The 18,657-nt window shown below is 46.6% G+C and carries 17 protein-coding genes; 14 read left to right on the top strand and 3 right to left on the bottom strand.

Translation table 11 applies throughout. The features are described from left to right. Positions 1-82 precede the first annotated feature (82 nt). Positions 83-769, top strand: coding sequence for a response regulator transcription factor (locus LBPC_RS08280; protein WP_003565833.1), 687 nt, complete (start codon positions 83-85; stop codon positions 767-769). Next, a complete protein-coding gene (locus LBPC_RS08275; protein ID WP_041091517.1) occupies positions 769-2,355 on the top strand; it encodes a HAMP domain-containing sensor histidine kinase in 1,587 nt (528 codons plus the stop codon). The genes LBPC_RS08280 and LBPC_RS08275 overlap by 1 nt, the downstream gene beginning before the upstream one ends. 208 nt (positions 2,356-2,563) lie before the next feature. Here the strand turns inward: LBPC_RS08275 and yidC are convergent, their stop codons facing one another. Together yidC and LBPC_RS08265 are read right to left on the bottom strand one after the other, a co-directional pair. Then, positions 2,564-3,562: a membrane protein insertase YidC gene (yidC, locus tag LBPC_RS08270; RefSeq protein WP_003564567.1), complete on the bottom strand. Its 999-nt coding sequence runs from the start codon at positions 3,560-3,562 to the stop codon at positions 2,564-2,566. A 58-nt stretch (positions 3,563-3,620) separates the two neighbouring features. Then, on the bottom strand, positions 3,621-3,902 hold the full coding sequence (locus LBPC_RS08265; RefSeq protein ID WP_003564577.1) for an acylphosphatase: 282 nt from the start codon (positions 3,900-3,902) through the stop codon (positions 3,621-3,623). A 199-nt stretch (positions 3,903-4,101) separates the two neighbouring features. Between LBPC_RS08265 and LBPC_RS08260 the strand changes: the two genes are divergently transcribed. From LBPC_RS08260 to LBPC_RS08205, 12 genes are all read left to right on the top strand, one after another. Beyond that, entirely contained in the window at positions 4,102-4,863 is a 762-nt protein-coding gene (locus LBPC_RS08260; RefSeq protein WP_003564581.1) for a TrmH family RNA methyltransferase, read from the top strand. A gap of 83 nt (positions 4,864-4,946) precedes the next feature. Then, complete coding sequence (locus LBPC_RS08255; RefSeq protein ID WP_003564583.1) at positions 4,947-5,450, top strand: HD domain-containing protein; 504 nt, start codon at positions 4,947-4,949, stop codon at positions 5,448-5,450. A 190-nt stretch (positions 5,451-5,640) separates the two neighbouring features. Beyond that, the gene (locus LBPC_RS08250; RefSeq protein ID WP_003564585.1) at positions 5,641-6,015 is read left to right on the top strand and encodes a winged helix-turn-helix transcriptional regulator; all 375 of its coding nucleotides are present in this window, start codon (positions 5,641-5,643) and stop codon (positions 6,013-6,015) included. A gap of 746 nt (positions 6,016-6,761) precedes the next feature. Then, on the top strand, positions 6,762-7,808 hold the full coding sequence (gene pheS, locus LBPC_RS08245; RefSeq protein ID WP_003564587.1) for a phenylalanine--tRNA ligase subunit alpha: 1,047 nt from the start codon (positions 6,762-6,764) through the stop codon (positions 7,806-7,808). A gap of 1 nt (position 7,809) precedes the next feature. Beyond that, positions 7,810-10,221 (top strand): phenylalanine--tRNA ligase subunit beta, encoded by a 2,412-nt coding sequence (gene pheT, locus LBPC_RS08240; RefSeq protein WP_003660656.1) that lies wholly within the window; start codon positions 7,810-7,812, stop codon positions 10,219-10,221. A 214-nt stretch (positions 10,222-10,435) separates the two neighbouring features. After that, entirely contained in the window at positions 10,436-11,587 is a 1,152-nt protein-coding gene (mltG, locus tag LBPC_RS08235) for an endolytic transglycosylase MltG (RefSeq protein ID WP_003594791.1), read from the top strand. A gap of 102 nt (positions 11,588-11,689) precedes the next feature. Further along, entirely contained in the window at positions 11,690-12,328 is a 639-nt protein-coding gene (udk, locus tag LBPC_RS08230; protein ID WP_003575382.1) for a uridine kinase, read from the top strand. A 66-nt stretch (positions 12,329-12,394) separates the two neighbouring features. Next, entirely contained in the window at positions 12,395-12,865 is a 471-nt protein-coding gene (gene greA, locus LBPC_RS08225) for a transcription elongation factor GreA (RefSeq protein WP_003564597.1), read from the top strand. Between the two features lie 249 nt (positions 12,866-13,114). Further along, positions 13,115-13,819, top strand: coding sequence for a cell wall-active antibiotics response protein LiaF (gene liaF / locus LBPC_RS08220; protein ID WP_003564600.1), 705 nt, complete (start codon positions 13,115-13,117; stop codon positions 13,817-13,819). Beyond that, on the top strand, positions 13,816-14,880 hold the full coding sequence (locus tag LBPC_RS08215) for a sensor histidine kinase (RefSeq protein WP_003575379.1): 1,065 nt from the start codon (positions 13,816-13,818) through the stop codon (positions 14,878-14,880). Before liaF ends, LBPC_RS08215 begins: the two co-directional genes overlap by 4 nt. Continuing rightward, positions 14,873-15,538: a response regulator gene (locus LBPC_RS08210; RefSeq protein ID WP_003564604.1), complete on the top strand. Its 666-nt coding sequence runs from the start codon at positions 14,873-14,875 to the stop codon at positions 15,536-15,538. Before LBPC_RS08215 ends, LBPC_RS08210 begins: the two co-directional genes overlap by 8 nt. Continuing rightward, entirely contained in the window at positions 15,519-15,818 is a 300-nt protein-coding gene (locus tag LBPC_RS08205) for a HesB/YadR/YfhF family protein (RefSeq protein WP_003564606.1), read from the top strand. Before LBPC_RS08210 ends, LBPC_RS08205 begins: the two co-directional genes overlap by 20 nt. Positions 15,819-16,040: 222 nt before the next feature. Here LBPC_RS08205 and LBPC_RS08200 read toward each other — a convergent pair whose 3' ends face one another. Continuing rightward, complete coding sequence (locus tag LBPC_RS08200) at positions 16,041-18,647, bottom strand: YfhO family protein (protein ID WP_003660665.1); 2,607 nt, start codon at positions 18,645-18,647, stop codon at positions 16,041-16,043. Between the last annotated feature and the right edge of the window lie 10 nt (positions 18,648-18,657).

Here is an 18,657-nt window from a genome sequence, read left to right as displayed (position 1 = left end):
GTAGCATATGTTTTTATGAGAAAAAACAAATGGATTCAGTCTGTGAGTGCGTCAGAGACGAATAAGTATAAGGAGACCATTGATGAGTAAAATATTAATTATTGAAGATGAAAAAAATTTAGCGCGGTTTGTCGAACTGGAATTAAAACACGAGGGCTATGAGACCGAAGTGCATTTTAACGGTCGAACCGGGTTGGAAGCGGCTTTGGCAGAGGACTGGGATGCCATCTTGCTTGACTTGATGTTGCCAGAATTAAACGGCCTTGAAGTTTGCCGGCGCGTTCGTCAGGTGAAGAATACACCGATCATTATGATGACCGCGCGGGATTCTGTCATTGATCGCGTCAGTGGCTTGGATCATGGCGCTGATGACTACATTGTGAAGCCATTTGCCATTGAAGAATTACTCGCGCGCTTGCGTGCTTTGTTGCGCCGAATCAGTATTGAAGGCGAAAACAACACCGCTAAGCAGACAACCATCAAATATCGTGATTTAGTGATTGAAAAAGAAAATCGCGTTGTTCGGCGCGGCGACGACATTATTGAATTAACCAAACGTGAGTACGAATTATTGCTGACGCTTATGGAAAATGTCAATGTTGTTTTGGCTCGTGACGTTTTGCTCTCAAAGGTTTGGGGTTACAACTCTGACGTGGAAACGAATGTTGTTGACGTCTATGTCCGTTATATTCGTAATAAAATCGATCGACCGGGTGAACCGAGTTATATTCAAACGGTTCGGGGAACCGGCTATGTTATGCGTTCGTAATGATTCCGAAGAAACAAACGCTTGAGCAAACTAGAAAAAGTCCCCGCATCTCGTTAAAGGTTAAATGGGCCTTAACAGTAGGTGTCGGGATTTTTGTGACCTTTGTGACCTTTTCAATGATCCTTTATGGCGCGATGCGGCAGATTTTAGTGAATCAGGAACGCCGAACCGTGACGGACACCCTTAACACCGTCGTCCAACGACTTTCCCCAGTCAGTGGTGACTTAACGATGGCGCAGGTCGTGCCGCGATTGGAAGGTGCAATGCCGAGTGGACAAACCTCTATTCCAGTGCCAAGTGAATCGCAAAATCGTATTTTCTCCGATTCCGTGATTCAAAAACTAGCGCAAGCGGATGTGAGCGTCTCTGTTTTTTCACCTGATCGGACAAATATTTTTCAATCGCGCGATACGCCGATTACATTAGGCAAGGTTCATGGCGTGGAAGTTCAAGAAGCCAATATTGATGATTTTCATGGCTTGGTCGGTACGGCACCGATTTATTCTGCAACTAGTTCGGATTTGATCGGCTATGTGCAGGTTACGGATAAACTGACGGCATTTCATGCGACCATGCATGAGATTACGTTACTCATTATGGGACTGTCATTTGCGGCTATTCTTATTTCTATTCTCATTGGCTATGCTTTGGCGACGCGCTTTCTCAAGCCGATTAAGCTTATTACGAATGCTATTGATGTTGTCAATGAGGAACCGCAGAGTACGGTTCGAATACCAGCCTTGAAGCGCAACGACGAGCTTGGCGATTTAGTGCTGGAATTTAATGGTATGTTGGATCGGATTCAACGCTACATTGATCAGCAAGGTGAGTTTGTTCAGGATGTTTCCCACGAATTGCGCACCCCTGTGGCGATTCTCGAAGGGCATTTGCAGCTTTTAAATCGCTGGGGAAAAGATGATCCGGAAGTTTTGGCGGAATCTTTAACGGCCTCATTGCAGGAAGTGACTCGCATGAAGAGTCTGATTCAAGAAATGCTAGATCTTACTCGCGCTGATCAAGTGGATATCCAATTTCCAAATGCGGTTGTTGATGTGCACCAGACTGTGCAACAAGTCGTTGGTGATTTTCGGATGATTCATCCGGAATTCACGTTTACATTAGATGACGACTTGGAACAGAAAACGTTTGTGCGTATGTATCGCAATCATTTGGAACAGGTCATGATTATTTTATTGGACAATGCGGTCAAGTATTCCACTGATCGCAAGGAGATTCACGTATCAATGGCTGAAAACAGCGTTTCCGGTGTCGCCGTTGCGGTGCAAGACTTTGGTGAAGGTATTGCCGAAGCGGATCGTCGACGCATCTTTAATCGTTTTTATCGAGTTGATAAGGCTCGTAGTCGTGAAAAAGGCGGCAACGGACTAGGTTTATCAATCGCGCAACAGTTAGTTGAGAGTTATCACGGTCAAATTGAAGTTGACTCCGCTTTAGGTCATGGATCCATTTTCCGAATTGATTTGCCAACCATCACGGAAGCTAAAGCCCAAGCACTGGCTGCACAGGAAACCACTAAGCGCGCAGAAGCAGGCAAAACTGATACCCATATCAAGAGTAATCTTTAATCGTTTTATACCTCAGACGAGCTATTTGTCTGAGGTTTTTTGTTTTCAAGCGCAGGGTGAGTTCATATGAGCGTGTCATCAAGCAACCCACACTGTATGAGGCGAACAAACAGGGGGACATCAAATACTTTTGGCTTCAGATCCTGTCGCGTACACAAATAGCCCTGATCGCTAATTTTGCGATCAGGGCTATTTCATGACTTGATGATTATTTCCGGGGACGTTGTTGCTTACCGGCGTTACGCCGACGTAATTTGCCATGATCAATGGCGTCTGGATCAGCAGGTTTGCTGCTACCTGTTGTACCAGCTGCACCAGTGGCACCAGCAGTTGCCGTATCCCAGTTATCAAAAGTATGTTCGTCAACAACGATAACCGGTGGATTTTCTTCCATTTCAGCATCCATTCGCTTCCGGATGTTCGGCGTAACAACATAGGTTACGATCGCTTGTTGAATAATCAGAATGATCCCGCCAGCACCGAAGTAGAGGCCTAATCCGGCGTTGTACATCATACAAAAGACAAATGTCATGATCGGATTCAGAAAGGCAGTTGTCTGCATGGCTTTACGTTGTTCTGGCGGTACGCCTTGCAGCATGATCAAGCTGACGACAATGTATGGCAGAGTTGCTAAAATCGTGACAATAAAATTGGAATGCCCCAACTGAATGCCAAAAAAAGTGGCTTCAGAAATTTCTGGGGAGTAAGCGATGGCTTGATACAAACCAGAGAAAATTGGCAGTTGAATCAGCATTGGTAGGCAGCCCATGGAAGGAATCATGCTTGTGCCATTGGCTGAGTATATTTTCCGCATGTAACCGTTCATTGCCATCTGCTGTTCAGGTGTCTTGGCGCGCTTAGTAGCCTCTTGAACGATCTTTAGTTGTGGCTGGATGATCTTCTGCTTCTCTTGATAAGCCGTCATCGTTCGTTGTTGCCGCAGCATCAGTGGCAGGACAATCAGACGAACTAGCAGGGTGATCACGATGATGGCGATCCCATAACTGCTGGCAGTGCCAACCAGACTGGCGATCCACTCCATCAAATGTTGCAGTGGCAGTCCGATCACTTTATAAAAAGTGCCAAAAAACGGATCCGTCGGCGGCTTCATGGTTGTGCCTTTTTTAGTGGTTTGCGCGCATGCTGCTAAAATCAACGGCAGCAAGCTCACCAACCCAAGTGTGACAAATTTTTTCGACTTGTGCATGAATGTTTTCCCTTCAAAATGTAATCGGGTTTAACTATACTGTATGGACTGGTTGGATTCAACCGGTAACTTGAAAACCGCGGAAGTTTGGCACGTCTTCAAGCGGCTGTTCTTCGTAGGTCGACACGTTTGCATATGGGTTTGGACCGGCCTTAACCTTCGCCACAAATTTGGCAAGGTTTAACGGTTCACCTGCAGCCTGAATAAAGACAGAGCCATCAGACCGATTCTCAATCGTGCCGCTAATATCAAGATTGTCGGCGATCATCTTCGTGGCCCAGCGGAAACCGACGCCTTGCACCCGTCCGCGGACGACGATTTGTTTAGCAAGTTTGACCAAAAAGACACTTCCTTTCTTAATTGGAGATGCTGTCAAGCAGCATTTGCTCATCTTAGCTTTCTCCACAGTCCATACTAGTGTAGCATAAGGCTTATAGTAGAAACGACAACAGACTTAAGTTGGATTTTGTCTTGCAAGAAGAAAACCCGCCAAACGGCATCAAGCAAACAAAGTACCATTTAAAAATAAGGAGAACTTCATGGAATATATTTCATCACCTAAGAATGACAGAATCAAAACAGCCAAGAAACTCACGGTTAAAAAACATCAAAAGGATGCTGGCCGCTACTTATTAGAAGGCCGTCACTTGGTCCAAGAAGCACTTGCCAGTGGCCAGACCCCTTATGATATTTATGCGACCGAAAAGTATGTTGAAGATCGTGCGCTCAAGCCATTTTATGACAAAATCACACAGATTTCTGAATCCGTTTCTGAGCATTTAAGCGACACTCAGACCCCGCAAGGCATTTTTGCTGTGATGCCGCGCCGCGCAGAACAATTGCCAGAGCCATTGAGTGGTCAGTTCTTATTGTTGGATGCGATTCAGGACCCGGGTAACGTTGGGACCTTGGTGCGAACTGCAGATGCAGCTGGGATTCAAACGGTGGTCTTCGGTAATGGGACAGCGGATGCGTTCGGTCCAAAAGTATTACGTGCGATGCAAGGCAGTCAATTCCATGTGCGCATTGTCTCCGCTAAATTAATGCCAATTATCAAAGCCTTACACCGTGGCGGCATCCCAGTTTATGGCTCAGAATTAAATGAAAAAGCTAAAAGTTATCATAGCATTCAACCGAGCGAACGATTTGCCTTAATTGTGGGCAATGAAGGCAATGGCATGGATCCAGTTTTGTTACAAAATACCGATACGAACCTTTACATTCCGATCCGGGGCAAAGCTGAATCATTGAATGTGGCGGTTGCTGCAGCAGTCATGATGTTTCATTTAGTCGGGGATTAAGAATCCCTTACAAACGTGACCTTTCTGGTTAGAACCTGTTATACTATAAGTGTGTTCATCAAACCACAAAAGGAGCAGATGTCTTGAGCAAAAAACGCGATTGGCAATCGGATGCTGAGTACGTTGGGTATGTGGCGGATCTTTTAGCCAAACCCGAAGTCCAGCGACTGGCAGAACACCCGCAACATCATTATTCTAACCGATTGGAACACTCGATCAGTGTTTCTTATCAGAGTTATCTGATTGGGAAACGGCTGCACTTGAATGTTCGTGCGATCGCCCGGGCAGGCTTGTTGCACGACCTGTTTTACTACGATTGGCGTAAAACCAAGTTTGACTTGGGGACTCATGCCTTCATCCATCCACGGATTGCTTTGCGGAATGCTGAAAAGCTGACTGAATTGTCACCGATGGAAAAAGACATTATCGTCAAACACATGTGGGGCGCAACGGTTGGCTTACCAAAGTATAAGGAAAGTTTCGTTGTTTCACTTGTCGATGATTATGCCGCCATGGATGAAGTCGTTGTACCATGGATGCACAAGCTCCGGCATCCGATCCACACTCACTTAAAGGCTTTAAATTAGGATCGCAAAGTTTTAGCAGCTATTTGGCTGTGAAGGACGATTGGAACCACGGATGAATGCCGTGGTTCTTTTTCTGGAAAGTTTTGCCATATTTTTCAACGTTTCTCGAGGACTGGCTTGTAATATTTTCACATTGTGGTATTCTAGCACTATATAAATGTAAGTGAATGGGAATTATGAGGTGAGTAGAGTGGATGCAACAGTAACCAGTACAGCCGATTGTCAAAGCCAGCAGGTCGCTCTTTGTCCAAAATTTCAACATACGTTTGAGATCTTAGGAAAGAAATGGAACGGACTGATTTTGGAAGTTTTATTAAACAATGGCAATTCCCGTTTTAAGGACATTGCGCAATTAATCCCGCGGTGTTCCGATCGGGTCTTGGTCGAACGCTTAAAGGAACTCGAAGGCGAAGGCCTTGTGGATCGCTTGACCCACAAAGACTCAGCTTTGATTGAATACGCGTTAACTGACAAAGGCCGCGGCCTCAATTCAGTTATGGCCGCTGCACACGCATGGGGCGATGCATGGGTCACAGATGCTGAATGCCACGCTAACGAGAAGTAGGGATTCAGCATAATCCAAAAGTATCAAATGCAGACGAATGGTTTTCCAAATGCGGAAAATTATTCGTCTTTCGTTTCTCATAGACAATTTGATACAGGATTTCAAAATTTCAGTGCTAAGGCGGAGCAATCGTAGGCCAGATGGGGCTCAGCCGTGCAAACAACACAGCGACCGGTCTTGTCGCTGATGTTGTTAGGCGACTTCGAGACCGCGGGCTTTGCGGGCTCGAAGCGCCGTCACAGCGTTCCAGCCCCGTCTGGCCGGAGATTGCGGAGTTTGGCACGGCCGAGGTTAGGGACTGCATCGTCTAGTTCCTTTCAAAGCTTACTCGGAGTCTAGCAAACGACAAGTCATAGGGAGCGTGATGACACCACATTTTTTATTAACTAGCGCGAATCACCACTTGACGTTGGCGCTGAATTTGCTAAGCTTAGTTTATCTAAAAAGACGTAAAAACGATGACGAAAGCCCAAACAGGCTGACGAGATAGGGAATGACGTTCATACGACTGCAAGACGTCTATCGTCAAAGTGTTTGTCTTCACTTTCTGAGTTGACTTTTGAAGTGGCAACACTTAGAAAGCTCCGGCCTAGCCGTTACCTTGTTGAGTGCATGGTTATTTCGTGACCATGAACAAGGGTGGTACCGCGATGCTTCGTCCCTTTTTCGAGAGGGACTTTTTTTATGCCTTCAAATGCATCAGAAAGTTGTATCAACCCTCACGTCAGCAACCAAGGAGGAAGAACATGGATCTTCAAACCAAGCTTGAACAATTGTTCCAACAAAACAACGACACCATTAAAAAGGTTAAGTCGTTAGATGAATTAAATCAGATTCGCGTCCAATTATTGGGCAAGAAGGGCCCGATTACCGGTGTTTTGCGCGGCATGAAAGATTTGTCCGCTGAAGAACGGCCAAAAGTCGGCGCGTTCGCCAACAAAATTCGCGACGATCTCAGTGCAGTGATCGAAGCCCGCAAAGCCCAGCTCGAACAGGCGGTGATCAATGCGAAATTAGCATCAGAGACCGTTGATGTGACCTTGCCTGGTGATCCGGTTGAGGCTGGCACACCACATATTATCACGCAAATTATGGACGATCTTGAAGGCTTTTTTATGGGCATGGGTTACCAAGTTTTGACCGGTCCAGAAGTTGAAGAAGATCACTATAACTTTGAGATGATGAACATCCCTAAGGATCATCCTGCTCGTGATATGCAAGAGACTTTTTACATTACCAATGAGTTACTCATGCGCTCGCAGACAAGTCCAATGCAGGCGCGGACAATGGAAAAGCACGACTTTACCAAAGGACCGCTGAAAATGATTAGCCCTGGGGTGGTTTATCGACGTGATGACGACGATGCTACTCATAGCCATCAGTTTCACCAGATGGAAGGACTCGTCATTGACAAGCATATAACCATGGCTGATCTAAAGGGAACCTTGTTGGCCATGTGCCAACACGTTTTTGGTAAAGATCGGACAATTCGCTTGCGGCCAAGTTATTTTCCATTTACGGAGCCATCCGTTGAAGTTGATGTTTCCTGTTTTCGTTGCGGCGGTAAAGGTTGCCCGGTTTGCAAATATACCGGTTGGATTGAAGTGTTAGGTGCCGGCATGGTGCATCCCAATGTGTTACGGGCAGCGAACATTGATGCTGACGTTTACGGCGGTTTTGCTTTTGGCCTTGGTCCTGATCGGTTCGCGATGCTGAAATACGGGATTGACGACATTCGCAGTTTCTACACAGACGACTTGCGCTTCTTAACGCAATTCAGCCAGGAGGGTTAAGATGGACGTCTCATATGAATGGTTAAAAGAATTAGTTGACGTGCCGGTTTCACCAGAAGAACTGGCCGATAAAGTGTCACGAACAGGGATTGAAGTTGATGGCGTGAAGCATCCAGACGCCGGCTTGAAAAAGATTGTCGTCGGTAAAGTGGTAAGTGCTACGCCACATCCGAACTCTGATCATTTACATCTTTGTCAAGTTGATGTCGGTGAAGAAACGCCGCGCCAAATTGTCTGCGGTGCGCCAAATGTTGCTGCCGGTCAGACTGTCATTGTGGCGCTGCCAGGCGCGCGCATTGCGGATAACGTAAAAATTAAAAAAGGCAAAATGCGCGGTGAAGAAAGCCTTGGCATGATTTGTGCCTTACAGGAAATTGGTTTTAGTGAAAACGTCGTGCCGAAACCATATTTGAATGGTATCTATGTCTTTAACGAGCCATTAGAGCCCGGCAGTGATGCCTTAGCTGCGTTAGGCATGCATGACGCCGTTTTGGACTTTGAGATCACGCCTAATCGCGCTGATGCACTTGGCATGCGGGGCGTAGCCTGGGAAGTTGGCGCTACTTATGCAGAAAAACCCCATTTTGAAGAAAAGCCATTAACTGAAGGTGATCGTCCGGTCGGCGACTTTTTGAGTGCCGAGGTCAAGGATGCCAAAGACGCTCCGAGTTATCAACTGCGTGTCATTGATCATGTGAAGGTTCAAGAAAGTCCTTTGTGGTTGCAAAAACGCCTGTGGTTAGCAGGTATTCGTCCAATTAATAATATTGTTGATGTGACCAATCTTATTATGCTGGCTTATGGGCAACCGCTGCACGCTTTTGACTATGCCAAGTTAGGCAGCCAGCAGATTGTGGTGCGGCGCGCTAAAAATGGCGAACCTTTGACCACGCTGGATGGCAATGAACATGAATTAGATGATCAAGATATTGTGATTACGAATGGGCAGGTACCAGTTGCTTTGGCTGGCGTCATGGGCGGCTTGAATTCTGAAATTACGCCAGAAACGACTACCGTTGTGATTGAGTCTGCTAGTTTTAATCCAGTCAATGTCCGTAAAACAGCCCTTAAGTACAATTTACGGTCTGAAGCCTCTTCCCGATTTGAAAAAGGGACGAACTTGGCTGATATCAATCGTGCTTTAGATGCTGCAGTTGCTTGGATGGCTGAATTAAGCGAGGGCCAGGTTGCAGAGGGAACGGTTAGCCCGACTTCAGTTTCTGCAGAAGATGTTGTCGTCGATATTTCGCTTGATCATATCAACCATGTTTTAGGTACCGATTTAACGCAGCAACAAGTGACGCAGATTTTTGAACAACTCGGTTTTGATGTGACCGAATCTGATGGCTTGTTTGCCGTCGCTGTACCGCCGCGCCGGTGGGATATTCATATCAAAGCGGACTTGGTGGAAGAAGTTGCGCGAATCTATGGGTTTGACAATTTGCCAAGTACGTTACCAACGACAACCATGACTATTGGCGAGTACACCTCGCAACAAAAACGGATCCGACGTACACGTCATCTATTAGAAGGATTGGGTCTGACCCAAGTCATCACCTATGCGTTGACAAGTGCCGAGGCTGCCGAGCAATTCAAGCTGCAACCTGGGCTCCCAACCAAAGTCGATTCACCGATGACGACCGATCATGCTGTTTTGCGGATGAACATGATTAGTGGTTTGCTAAATGTCATCAAGTATAATCAAGCGCGGAAGGAAACCGATGTTGCGATTTATGAACAAGGTCGGATCTTTACCAAAACAGGCGATCAGGTGCGGCCAACCGAAATTGAATATTTGGGTGGTGCCATCACTGGCAATGTTGTCGCAAAAGATTGGCATCAATCTGCGAAAGCCGTTGATTTCTTTTACGCTAAGGGCATTGTGACACATTTGCTGGGTGATTATTCGCTGGCCGATCCGATTCGCTTTGAAGCAACGCAAGCTGTTGCTGAACTCCATCCTGGTCAGGCCGCAAACATTTTTGTCGGCGATCAACTTGTTGGCATTTTGGGGCGCTTGCATCCTGCCTTTGAACATGCAGAGCACCTGCCAGCCACCTTTGTTTTTGAATTAGATTTGGATGCGCTATTTGCCGCGCCACGACAGGAAAAAATCGCGCAACCCGCACCGAAGTTCCCGGCAGTAACCCGTGATATTGCTTTGCAAGTTGACGAGCAAGTAACGAACGATCAAGTCATGGCTATTTTCCATGAACACGGCGGTGCCTTCTTGCAGGATGTGACGTTGTTTGATGTTTATGCAGGCGATCACATTGCCGCGGGTCAGAAGAGTTTGGCGTATACGCTAACTTATCGTCGAGACGATCAGACGTTGACTGAAGACGAAGTGACGCAGGCGTTTGATAAAGTGAAGGCGGCGTTACAGACAGGAATCGGGGCTGCCATTCGCTAGATGCAGTCGCATTTTTGTCGCTGGTTGGGTATAATATTTGCTGATTCAGATTTATTGTTCAGAATAGTTAAGTAGAGCGGGCACAGGCACGTTTAGAAACCGTCACATAGGCAGCCTTGGGCACGATGGCCGGTACTTTGGCCATTGTGGACAAGGTCCTTAAGTGCAGATTTCTGTGCCAGTGACCGTGTTAACCTTAGAGGAGGCAACATTTTTGGATAGACGGTCATCAGATCGACAAGACAAGCGGCGCCAGCGTTCTAGTGAAAAGAAAGCAGCCAACAAGATCGTTGCTTGGGTTATTGGAATTGTATTGGCGGTCCTAGTGATCGTTGGTTTGATGGGCTACCGCTATGTCCGTTCAGCGCTTGAGCCGGTTGATCCAAATGGCAAGACGTCGATTAGTGTGACGGTGCCAGCGGGTTCGTCAACGAAACAGATTGCCGCGCAGCTGGAAGCCAAACATGTCATTAAGAGCGCCACTGTTTTTAGTTACTATGTGAAATTCCACAATATCGCCGACTTTCAGGCGGGCCAGTACAAGTTGACACAACGCGCCAATATGAGCACGGTGATTCAAGCCTTGCGCGCGGGTGGCAGTGCCACCACTGCTGCGGGCCAATTGCTAGTTAAAGAAGGCACAACGATCGAACAAATCGCGACGTCGATGGATAAGTTAACGAAAAGTAACAAAAATCTGACCGGAAAGAAATTTCTGGCATTGATGAAAGATCAAACCTTCTTTAATCAATTGGCTAAGAAATATCCGCAATTGCTGAGTTCAGCGGCCAATGCAAAAGGAGTTCGCTATCGATTGGAAGGCTATCTTTTCCCTGCGACTTATAACGTTGGCGCTGGTGAAACAGTCAAGGACCTTGTGGATGCGATGGTTGCCAAGACAGACAGTGTGATGCAGAGTTACTACAAGAGCATTAAGAAGCAGCAATACACCGTTCAAGAAGTCATGACGCTTGCATCGTTAGTTGAGCGTGAAGGGGTCACCCAAGATGATCGTCGCAAAATAGCTGGCGTCTTCTTGAACCGAATTGATGCGGGGATGCCACTACAATCGGATATCTCTGTTATGTATGCATTGAACACGCATAAAACGCATCTGACTAACAAGGATACTAGCGTTGATTCACCGTACAACTTATACGTCCACACCGGCTATGGACCGGGACCGTTTGACTCGCCAAGTGAGCAAAGTATCACAGCGGTTCTCAGCCCTGATGCACGTGACAAGGACTACTTGTACTTTGTTGCTAACCTTAAAACTGGTGAAGTACTTTACGCGACAACACGGGAACAACATGATGCCAATACGGCTAAGTTTGCCAGCGATAATGCAGCGGCAGATAAGTAACCTAATTGGACTTTGGCCGCATAAGGACCTTGGTCATTGTGACCAGGGTCCTTATGCGGTTGTTTCTGGGCTGAAGGATGAGTTTTGAGGAGGGCTTTCAAGGTGCAGCAGAAAAAACCGATTGTGATTGGCGTGACAGGTGGTTCTGCCAGCGGCAAGACAAGTGTGAGTCGAGCGATTTTTGATCATTTTTCGGGGCACTCATTGCTTTTATTAGCGCAAGATGCTTATTACAAGAAAAGTGACATGCCGTTTTCAGAACGAAAAAAGATTAACTATGACCATCCTCTGGCATTTGATACACCATTGTTAAAGGATCACTTAAATCGGTTGATCCATCGGCAAGCTGTCGATCAACCGGTGTATGATTACACGATTCATAATCGCTCTGACCGAACCGTTCATCTGGCGCCAAAAGATGTGATTATTCTTGAAGGTATTCTGATTCTTGATGACGCAGAATTACGCGACATGATGGATATTAAGGTGTTTGTCGATACTGATGATGATATTCGGGTCATCCGCCGCATCAAGCGGGACATGGTATCGCGTGGGCGTTCACTGGATTCGATTATTAATCAATATTTAAAAACGGTAAAACCGATGTATCATCAGTTTGTCGAACCATCGAAGCGTTACGCTGACTTGATTGTGCCTGAAGGTGGCCAAAATCAAGTCGCCATTGATTTACTGGTTACTAAGATCAAAGCCATTCTGGCCGAACGCGGTTTGCAAGAGTAATCATTGACAAATGCGGCTGGTCTTAATACAGTGACTAAGGAAAATAAGAAGTGAGGTAAGAATTTTATGGCAGACAAAAGCTATCCAATGACAGCGGAAGGCAAAAAGAAACTCGAAGACGAGTTGGAGGAACTGAAGACAAAGAAGCGTCCAGAAGTTATCGACCGGATCAAGGTTGCTCGCGGTTTTGGTGATCTTTCAGAGAACTCTGAATATGAAGCAGCTAAGGATGAACAATCCACCTTGGAAAATCGGATCGTGACCATTCAAACAATGCTTCGTTACGCTGAAATTATTGATTCAAAAGCGGTTGCTAAGAACGAAGTATCACTTGGTAAGAAAGTCACATTTGAAGAAGACGGTGATGAAGAAACATATGAAATCGTCGGCGCTGCTGAGGCAGACGCCTTCAACGGTAAAATTAGCAACGAAAGCCCGATCGCTCAAGGTCTGATTGGCCGTAAAGTGGGCGATAAGGTCACGATCAGTACCCCTGGTGGTGAGATGAAGATCAAGATCACCAAAGTTGAAGGCTGATCAGCACATAACGCTTTGTCAACTTGCGCCAAAAGCAATCAACGGCAAATGTCTTTTCCGGTCATCAAGGAGAAGACGTTTGTCGTTTTTTGTGGCTTTAAAAAAGTGAAAAGGCGATTGAGCCACATCTTGGGTTGCAAATTCAGCCTTACGCCCTAAGTCAAAGGCAACGAAATTCGTTATAATTAATTGAAATGAATCGACATCGAGTCAATGTATACGCTAAAAAGTAGACAAGGAGGGATCGTCGTGCGCCGCTGGCAATTATTTTTAGGCATCGAGTTAGCTTTAACCCTGTGGCTGTTTTTCCAGATCATCACGAATCCTATGGCACTGACAACGATCCTAGTGGGCGTGTTTTTTCTTTTCCTCGGTGCGCGATGGCATCGGTTGCGCTCGTTCAATGTGGCTTTTGGTGGGATTTTGTTAGTCTTGGGAATTTTTATCAATCCGGCCATTTGGCTCATTCTAATGATCGCGGGTGTGTTCATAATCATGGTCGTTACGAAACCAGGTATGGGGTTTTCGGCTTGGGATCGCAAACAGTATGTAGCGCCAGTGACTCAGGAGCCCAGTGAAAAAGCCGGTAAGCGCACGATTAACTCGTGGACTGATCGGCATACGATTTCGCCAACCTATGATTGGGATGACATTAATATGGTTGTGCCAGCTGGCGATACCATTATTGATTTAGGGGATACGTTTCTACCTAAAGGCGATAGTGTGATCATGATTCGCAAAGGTTTTGGCAAAACGCGAATTCTGGTGCCGATTGGCGTTGGTGTTGCGGTTGAACACGCTGCCTTTTATGGTACCTTGCATTTTGAAAATAAAGATTCGATGCTGCATAGCCAAAGTGTCACGGCATATTCAAAGGACTATGATGATGCACCGCGCCGCATTCACATCATTACGAGTGTGGGTGTCGGCGATTTGGAGGTGCTGGCTGTATGAGAAGACGGATGCTGGTTGGCTTTTTTATGGCATTACTGGTCTGGGCGCTTTTGGTCGAGGCCTGTTTGGTTTTCATGCTAGCTAAAGTAACCGAACATGATTTTTTGCAGGTGTTATTGACCACCGTCCTGTCCGCACCAGTTTTGGTTTATCTGGTAATCGGCGCTTTGTTGATCAGTACCGGTGCGACGGTTATTGTCATGTGGCGGCAGCGAGTCATGCACAGTCAGTTGGACAGCCGATTGGCACAATTAAATGCTGGACAATATCAGGCACCTATTTTTAGTCGCTCGCAGCAGGCAGTCGGCGCTTTGGGTAAGCAACCGGCAGCCTTGCTTGAAGAGTTGCGGCAAAAAATGATACGCTTACAACGTGAGATTGAACGGTATAGCAACACGCCGGTTCGATTTTCCGGTGAAACAAAAGAAGCCATTTTAACCGGTGAACGGCATCGGCTTGCTCGTGAACTGCACGACTCTGTCTCACAACAGTTGTTTGCTGCGATGATGATGTTATCTGCACTGCGTAGTGTGGCTGATCGTGACCCTGCGCAGGCTGAACTGAGCAAACAACTGGATACGATCCAAAAGGTGATCAATGAGGCACAGGCGGAAATGCGCGCATTGCTGCTGCATTTGCGGCCGACTAATCTTGAAGGCAAATCTTTGAAACAAGGGATTATTCAATTGTTGAAAGAATTGCAAACCAAGATTACAATCGAAATCACGTGGCAGTTGGATGATATTAAATTGAATCCAGCGGCCGAAGATAATCTTTTTAGAATTGTTCAAGAACTTTTAAGTAACACGTTACGACACGCCAAGGCATCGAGCCTTGAAGTTTATCTGAAACAGCTGCAGGATATGGTGGTGTTGCGGATGGTCGATGACGGTGTCGGATTTGATGCGAAACAAGCCAGCAGTAATGGTAATTATGGGCTTGCAAATATCAAGGAACGTGCCGCGGCCATGGGCGGAACTGCGAAAGTGGTGAGCGTGGTCGGACAGGGAACCAGTGTTGAAGTCAGGGTGCCATTATCAAAGGATGTTGCGCATGATTAAAGTATTGATTGTTGATGATCACGAAATGGTTCGGTTGGGGTTGGCAACTTACATAGGGGTCCAACCTGATTTGGAAGTGGTTGATCAGGCCGAAAACGGTCAAGAGGGTGTCGATATGGCACTTAAAGATCGGCCTGATATTATTTTGATGGATCTCGTGATGCCGGTGAAAGACGGGATCACGGCAACCAAGGAGATTCTGAAGGCATGGCCGCAAGCACGAATTATTATTTTGACGAGTTTTATTGATGATGCCAAGGTGTATCCAGCCATGGAGGCGGGGGCGGCCAGTTACATTCTCAAGACAGCCACAGCCGAGGAAATTGCCAAGGCGATTCGGCAAACAGCTAAAGGTGAGCGAGTTTTGGAGCCGCAAGTCACGACTAAAATGATGAATCGCATGAATCATCCGCAACCACAGTATGATGAGTTAACGAATCGTGAACGTGAGGTATTGCAATTGATCGCGCAAGGTAAGTCGAATCAAGAAATTGCGACAGAACTTTTTATCACGCTAAAAACCGTTAAGACGCATGTGTCCAACATTTTGGCGAAACTGGATGTGGAGGACCGAACGCAGGCAGCTATTTATGCACTTAAACATGGACTCGTAAAAAATGATCAAGGAGATGATGGGGTTGCAACTCGCGATCACTGATGAAGCAAGTCGTTGGTTTCACCGTGAATTAAGTTTGCCAGACAAGGGTGCTGGTATCCGTTTTTTTGGGAAGGCATATGGTAAGACTCAGGTTCATGATGGCTTTAGTGTTGGCATGACACGTGATGATCATCCTGACCAGCCAATCATGGCAGTAGAAAAAGACGGCGTCACTTATTTTGTTGATCCAACCGATGCATGGTTCTTTGAAAATCTTGCCATGACAGTCGACTATGATGCGCACTTAGATGAGCCGAAGTATGAATTTAAAGAAGAATAAGCGTGCTTTCGGCAAGCTTTAATGCCCAGCGCGTCTTTTATGGCTCGGCTATAGTGGCATTAGGCATGCTGAGAAAGTGTTGTAGGCAAGCATGAATTAGCGCATTTAAAAAGCCAGTATACCTGCGTTTTTGATTGTAACGGCCAATCAATTGGCTACGATCAAAGACGTGCGGATACTGGCTTTTGGGTTGCAATGGTCGGTCAAATAACTTCGGATATCTCACCGTCGCGAAACAAGGTGTCGCGAGAAGCGCCGCTTATCAACGACATACCAACAAGCCGTTAAGCATAGGCCAGTCACCGTTATCACAGCACCCCACCCTAATAATGGCGGGACGTAACGCATGGTAATCACGTGTTGCCCAGGTTTTAGCGGCACGGCCATGAAAATGCCTAAACTTTTTTTGACGGTGACAGGTCGATTGTCAATTTTCACGTGCCAACCAGGGGCGGTCGGGATCGTGGTTTGCAGCATTTGGTGGTCGTGCAAAACGTTGATCGTCGCTTCAACGGTGGTAGCCGTGTGTTGTATCACATGCCAAGATCCTGTTTGCAGTTTTTTAAGATCGTGGATAACTTGCTTGGCGTCAGCTTGATATAAGTCAAAATTTTCAAACCAGGCGTCTTTTTTATTCAGGCGAAACCGCAAAACTTGTTCAGCTTTAGGATTACGGGGGGTGACATTGACCGTAATGGTATCGTTAAAACTATCTGGCAAGGTGACAGTTTGCCCATTTTGATTGAGTGTCACTAAATGGTCAGCGAACTGGCTGCCGAGGGTTAACACATAGATTTTACCTGGTATTGGCTTAAATCGATAAGTGACATCGTGGGGACCGTGACCAACCTTAGCATAAGTGGGTGCGCTGCCAGTTGAGACTCGGCGCACACCGGTGAGTTGCGGTGCCTCTAATGCTGTTGGCGTAAAATAAGGATTGCCCGACTTGCCGAGGGCTGATTGCAGGATTAAGGACTGATTGGCAAGCGGGGTTTCACTATAGAGTGGTTGTTTGAGCAAATCAGTATCGGCTACAAAGCCCAGACTTTGGGCAAAAGGTGATCGCAGGATTTGCCAAGTAGGCGTCGTTTTGATTGGCCGATACCACTTTAGATCTGGTCGTTGACCGGCATCTGGCAGTTTTTTTGCCGCACGTTTGGTTGGCGTCAGATAATATTTCATACCTAGTAGACTGTCCGTAATTAAAGTGCCATTTGTGTAGGCCACCGAACCATCGTCTTCAGGTTGTCCTAACTGACCGAAGAATTTGGGGACAGCCGGCTCTAACATGGAGTTAAATTGGTCTGCGCCGAGATAATTGGCCGTCATGGGGTCATTACGGGTACGAATGGTGGTTTTTCCAACTCGAAACAAGCCGGGATCATGTTGCTGGATGGTCTGTGTCCCGCGAATCAAGGCGGCGGTATAATCGTGGTAATCACTGTGATTCAAATAGGCTAGTTGATTAAGCGTCAGGATTAAACTGCCACTTAAGTCAATTAACACGATCGCAAAACCGAACCAGACTGGCCGGCGATTGTCCAAACTAAACCAGACAAAAGTCAGCAGCAGACAGCCTGCGCCAAAAAGCAAGTGGCCCACGGTCAGAAAGCTGAAGTGTTTGAGGTTGGCAGCGACATCAATGTAAATAGCGCCGAACACAAGCAGCAGAACGCCTAACCATTGCAAAGGAATGCCAATTTGTAAATGCGGCAGGACAGCGATACCCAGAATCAAAAACCAGAAGCACAATACAAATGTAAACCGGTATGGATACCAAACCGGAAACTGAAAGCCGTGCCACAGTAAGTCAAGCGGTTCTAGCATGCACGATAGGATTAACACAATTGTCACGCCAGCCGCTGCCAATTTTTGGCGCCAAGGATGACTTTTGGATAGGAAAAAGAGGACAACCAGTACAAATCCTAAAGCACCAATGTAATAGTTGGGATAACCGGATGGCATTTGGTCAAAGTTAAAACTGCCTGGCAGCATTTTACTCAAAAACCTTGTTGGCGCATATTCAAAGCGCCAACGTATCGTCGCCACGGTGTATGTGCCTTTTGACTGGGACAGTTGAAACCAGGTGGGCAATAGCACAACCGCACTGATCATCCCAGCTAACCCGCTGGCGCCGATAAACCGCAGTCCAGATCGCCAAAAATGCTGCCATGTTGAGGTATGGGCAATGAGCCAGTAAATGGCATACAGGATTAAAAACAAGGCAATCATATAGCCGGTATAAAAATTAATGATGAGAGCCGCGGCGAGCCAGCCAATATAGGCCATAACGCGGCCGCCTTTGAATAGTATTTCAACACTGTCAATAATGAGCGGCAGTAGCATTGCAGCATCCAGCCACATCAAATTAAAGCTGTTGGCCAACAGCCAGCCACTCAAAGCATAGGCTAACCCAAACGCCGGAATCATCATGCCGTGGATGGCGTGACGTTTAGCGTACCAACCCATGGTGAAGCCGATGGTGCTGATTTTCAACACCGTGATTAAGAAGGCAGCGACATCCAGCATATCTGCTGGAAACAACACAACTAGCCAGTTGAATGGGCTAAGCAAATAGTAGGCAAAGACCCCGTACATGTCACCGCCAAGTGCTTTATTGAAGGCATAAAAAAGTTGGCCAGGATGGCCGAGCAAGGTTTGCCGCAAGTAAGCGAAGAAATCGATATATTGCTGTCCCAAATCCACTGTCAACACACTGCTTGATCCAAATGGAAAGGTGCCACGGATTGCAAAATAAAGGCCGACGAGCAGTCCCGGTAAAAGAAAACTGAGGATCAGCGGATAATTTTTCAACCAACGTTGTCGCACAAGTGTCCAC

Origin of the sequence: Lacticaseibacillus paracasei subsp. paracasei (assembly GCF_000829035.1) — a bacterium.
GTDB lineage: Bacteria > Bacillota > Bacilli > Lactobacillales > Lactobacillaceae > Lacticaseibacillus > Lacticaseibacillus paracasei.
The sequence above is the reverse complement of the archived record's forward strand: the minus strand, read 5'-3'. Positions and strand labels throughout refer to the sequence as shown.

Bases quoted from the DNA above. Each gene is read 5' to 3' on its own strand.
- pheT (WP_003660656.1), top strand. From the start codon at position 7,810: ATGGACGTCTCATATGAATGGTTAAAAGAATTAGTTGACGTGCCGGTT.
- yidC (WP_003564567.1), bottom strand. From the start codon at position 3,562: ATGCACAAGTCGAAAAAATTTGTCACACTTGGGTTGGTGAGCTTGCTG.
- LBPC_RS08275 (WP_041091517.1), top strand. From the start codon at position 769: ATGATTCCGAAGAAACAAACGCTTGAGCAAACTAGAAAAAGTCCCCGC.
- pheS (WP_003564587.1), top strand. From the start codon at position 6,762: ATGGATCTTCAAACCAAGCTTGAACAATTGTTCCAACAAAACAACGAC.
- greA (WP_003564597.1), top strand. From the start codon at position 12,395: ATGGCAGACAAAAGCTATCCAATGACAGCGGAAGGCAAAAAGAAACTC.
- LBPC_RS08260 (WP_003564581.1), top strand. From the start codon at position 4,102: ATGGAATATATTTCATCACCTAAGAATGACAGAATCAAAACAGCCAAG.
- LBPC_RS08280 (WP_003565833.1), top strand. From the start codon at position 83: ATGAGTAAAATATTAATTATTGAAGATGAAAAAAATTTAGCGCGGTTT.
- LBPC_RS08215 (WP_003575379.1), top strand. From the start codon at position 13,816: ATGAGAAGACGGATGCTGGTTGGCTTTTTTATGGCATTACTGGTCTGG.
- LBPC_RS08210 (WP_003564604.1), top strand. From the start codon at position 14,873: ATGATTAAAGTATTGATTGTTGATGATCACGAAATGGTTCGGTTGGGG.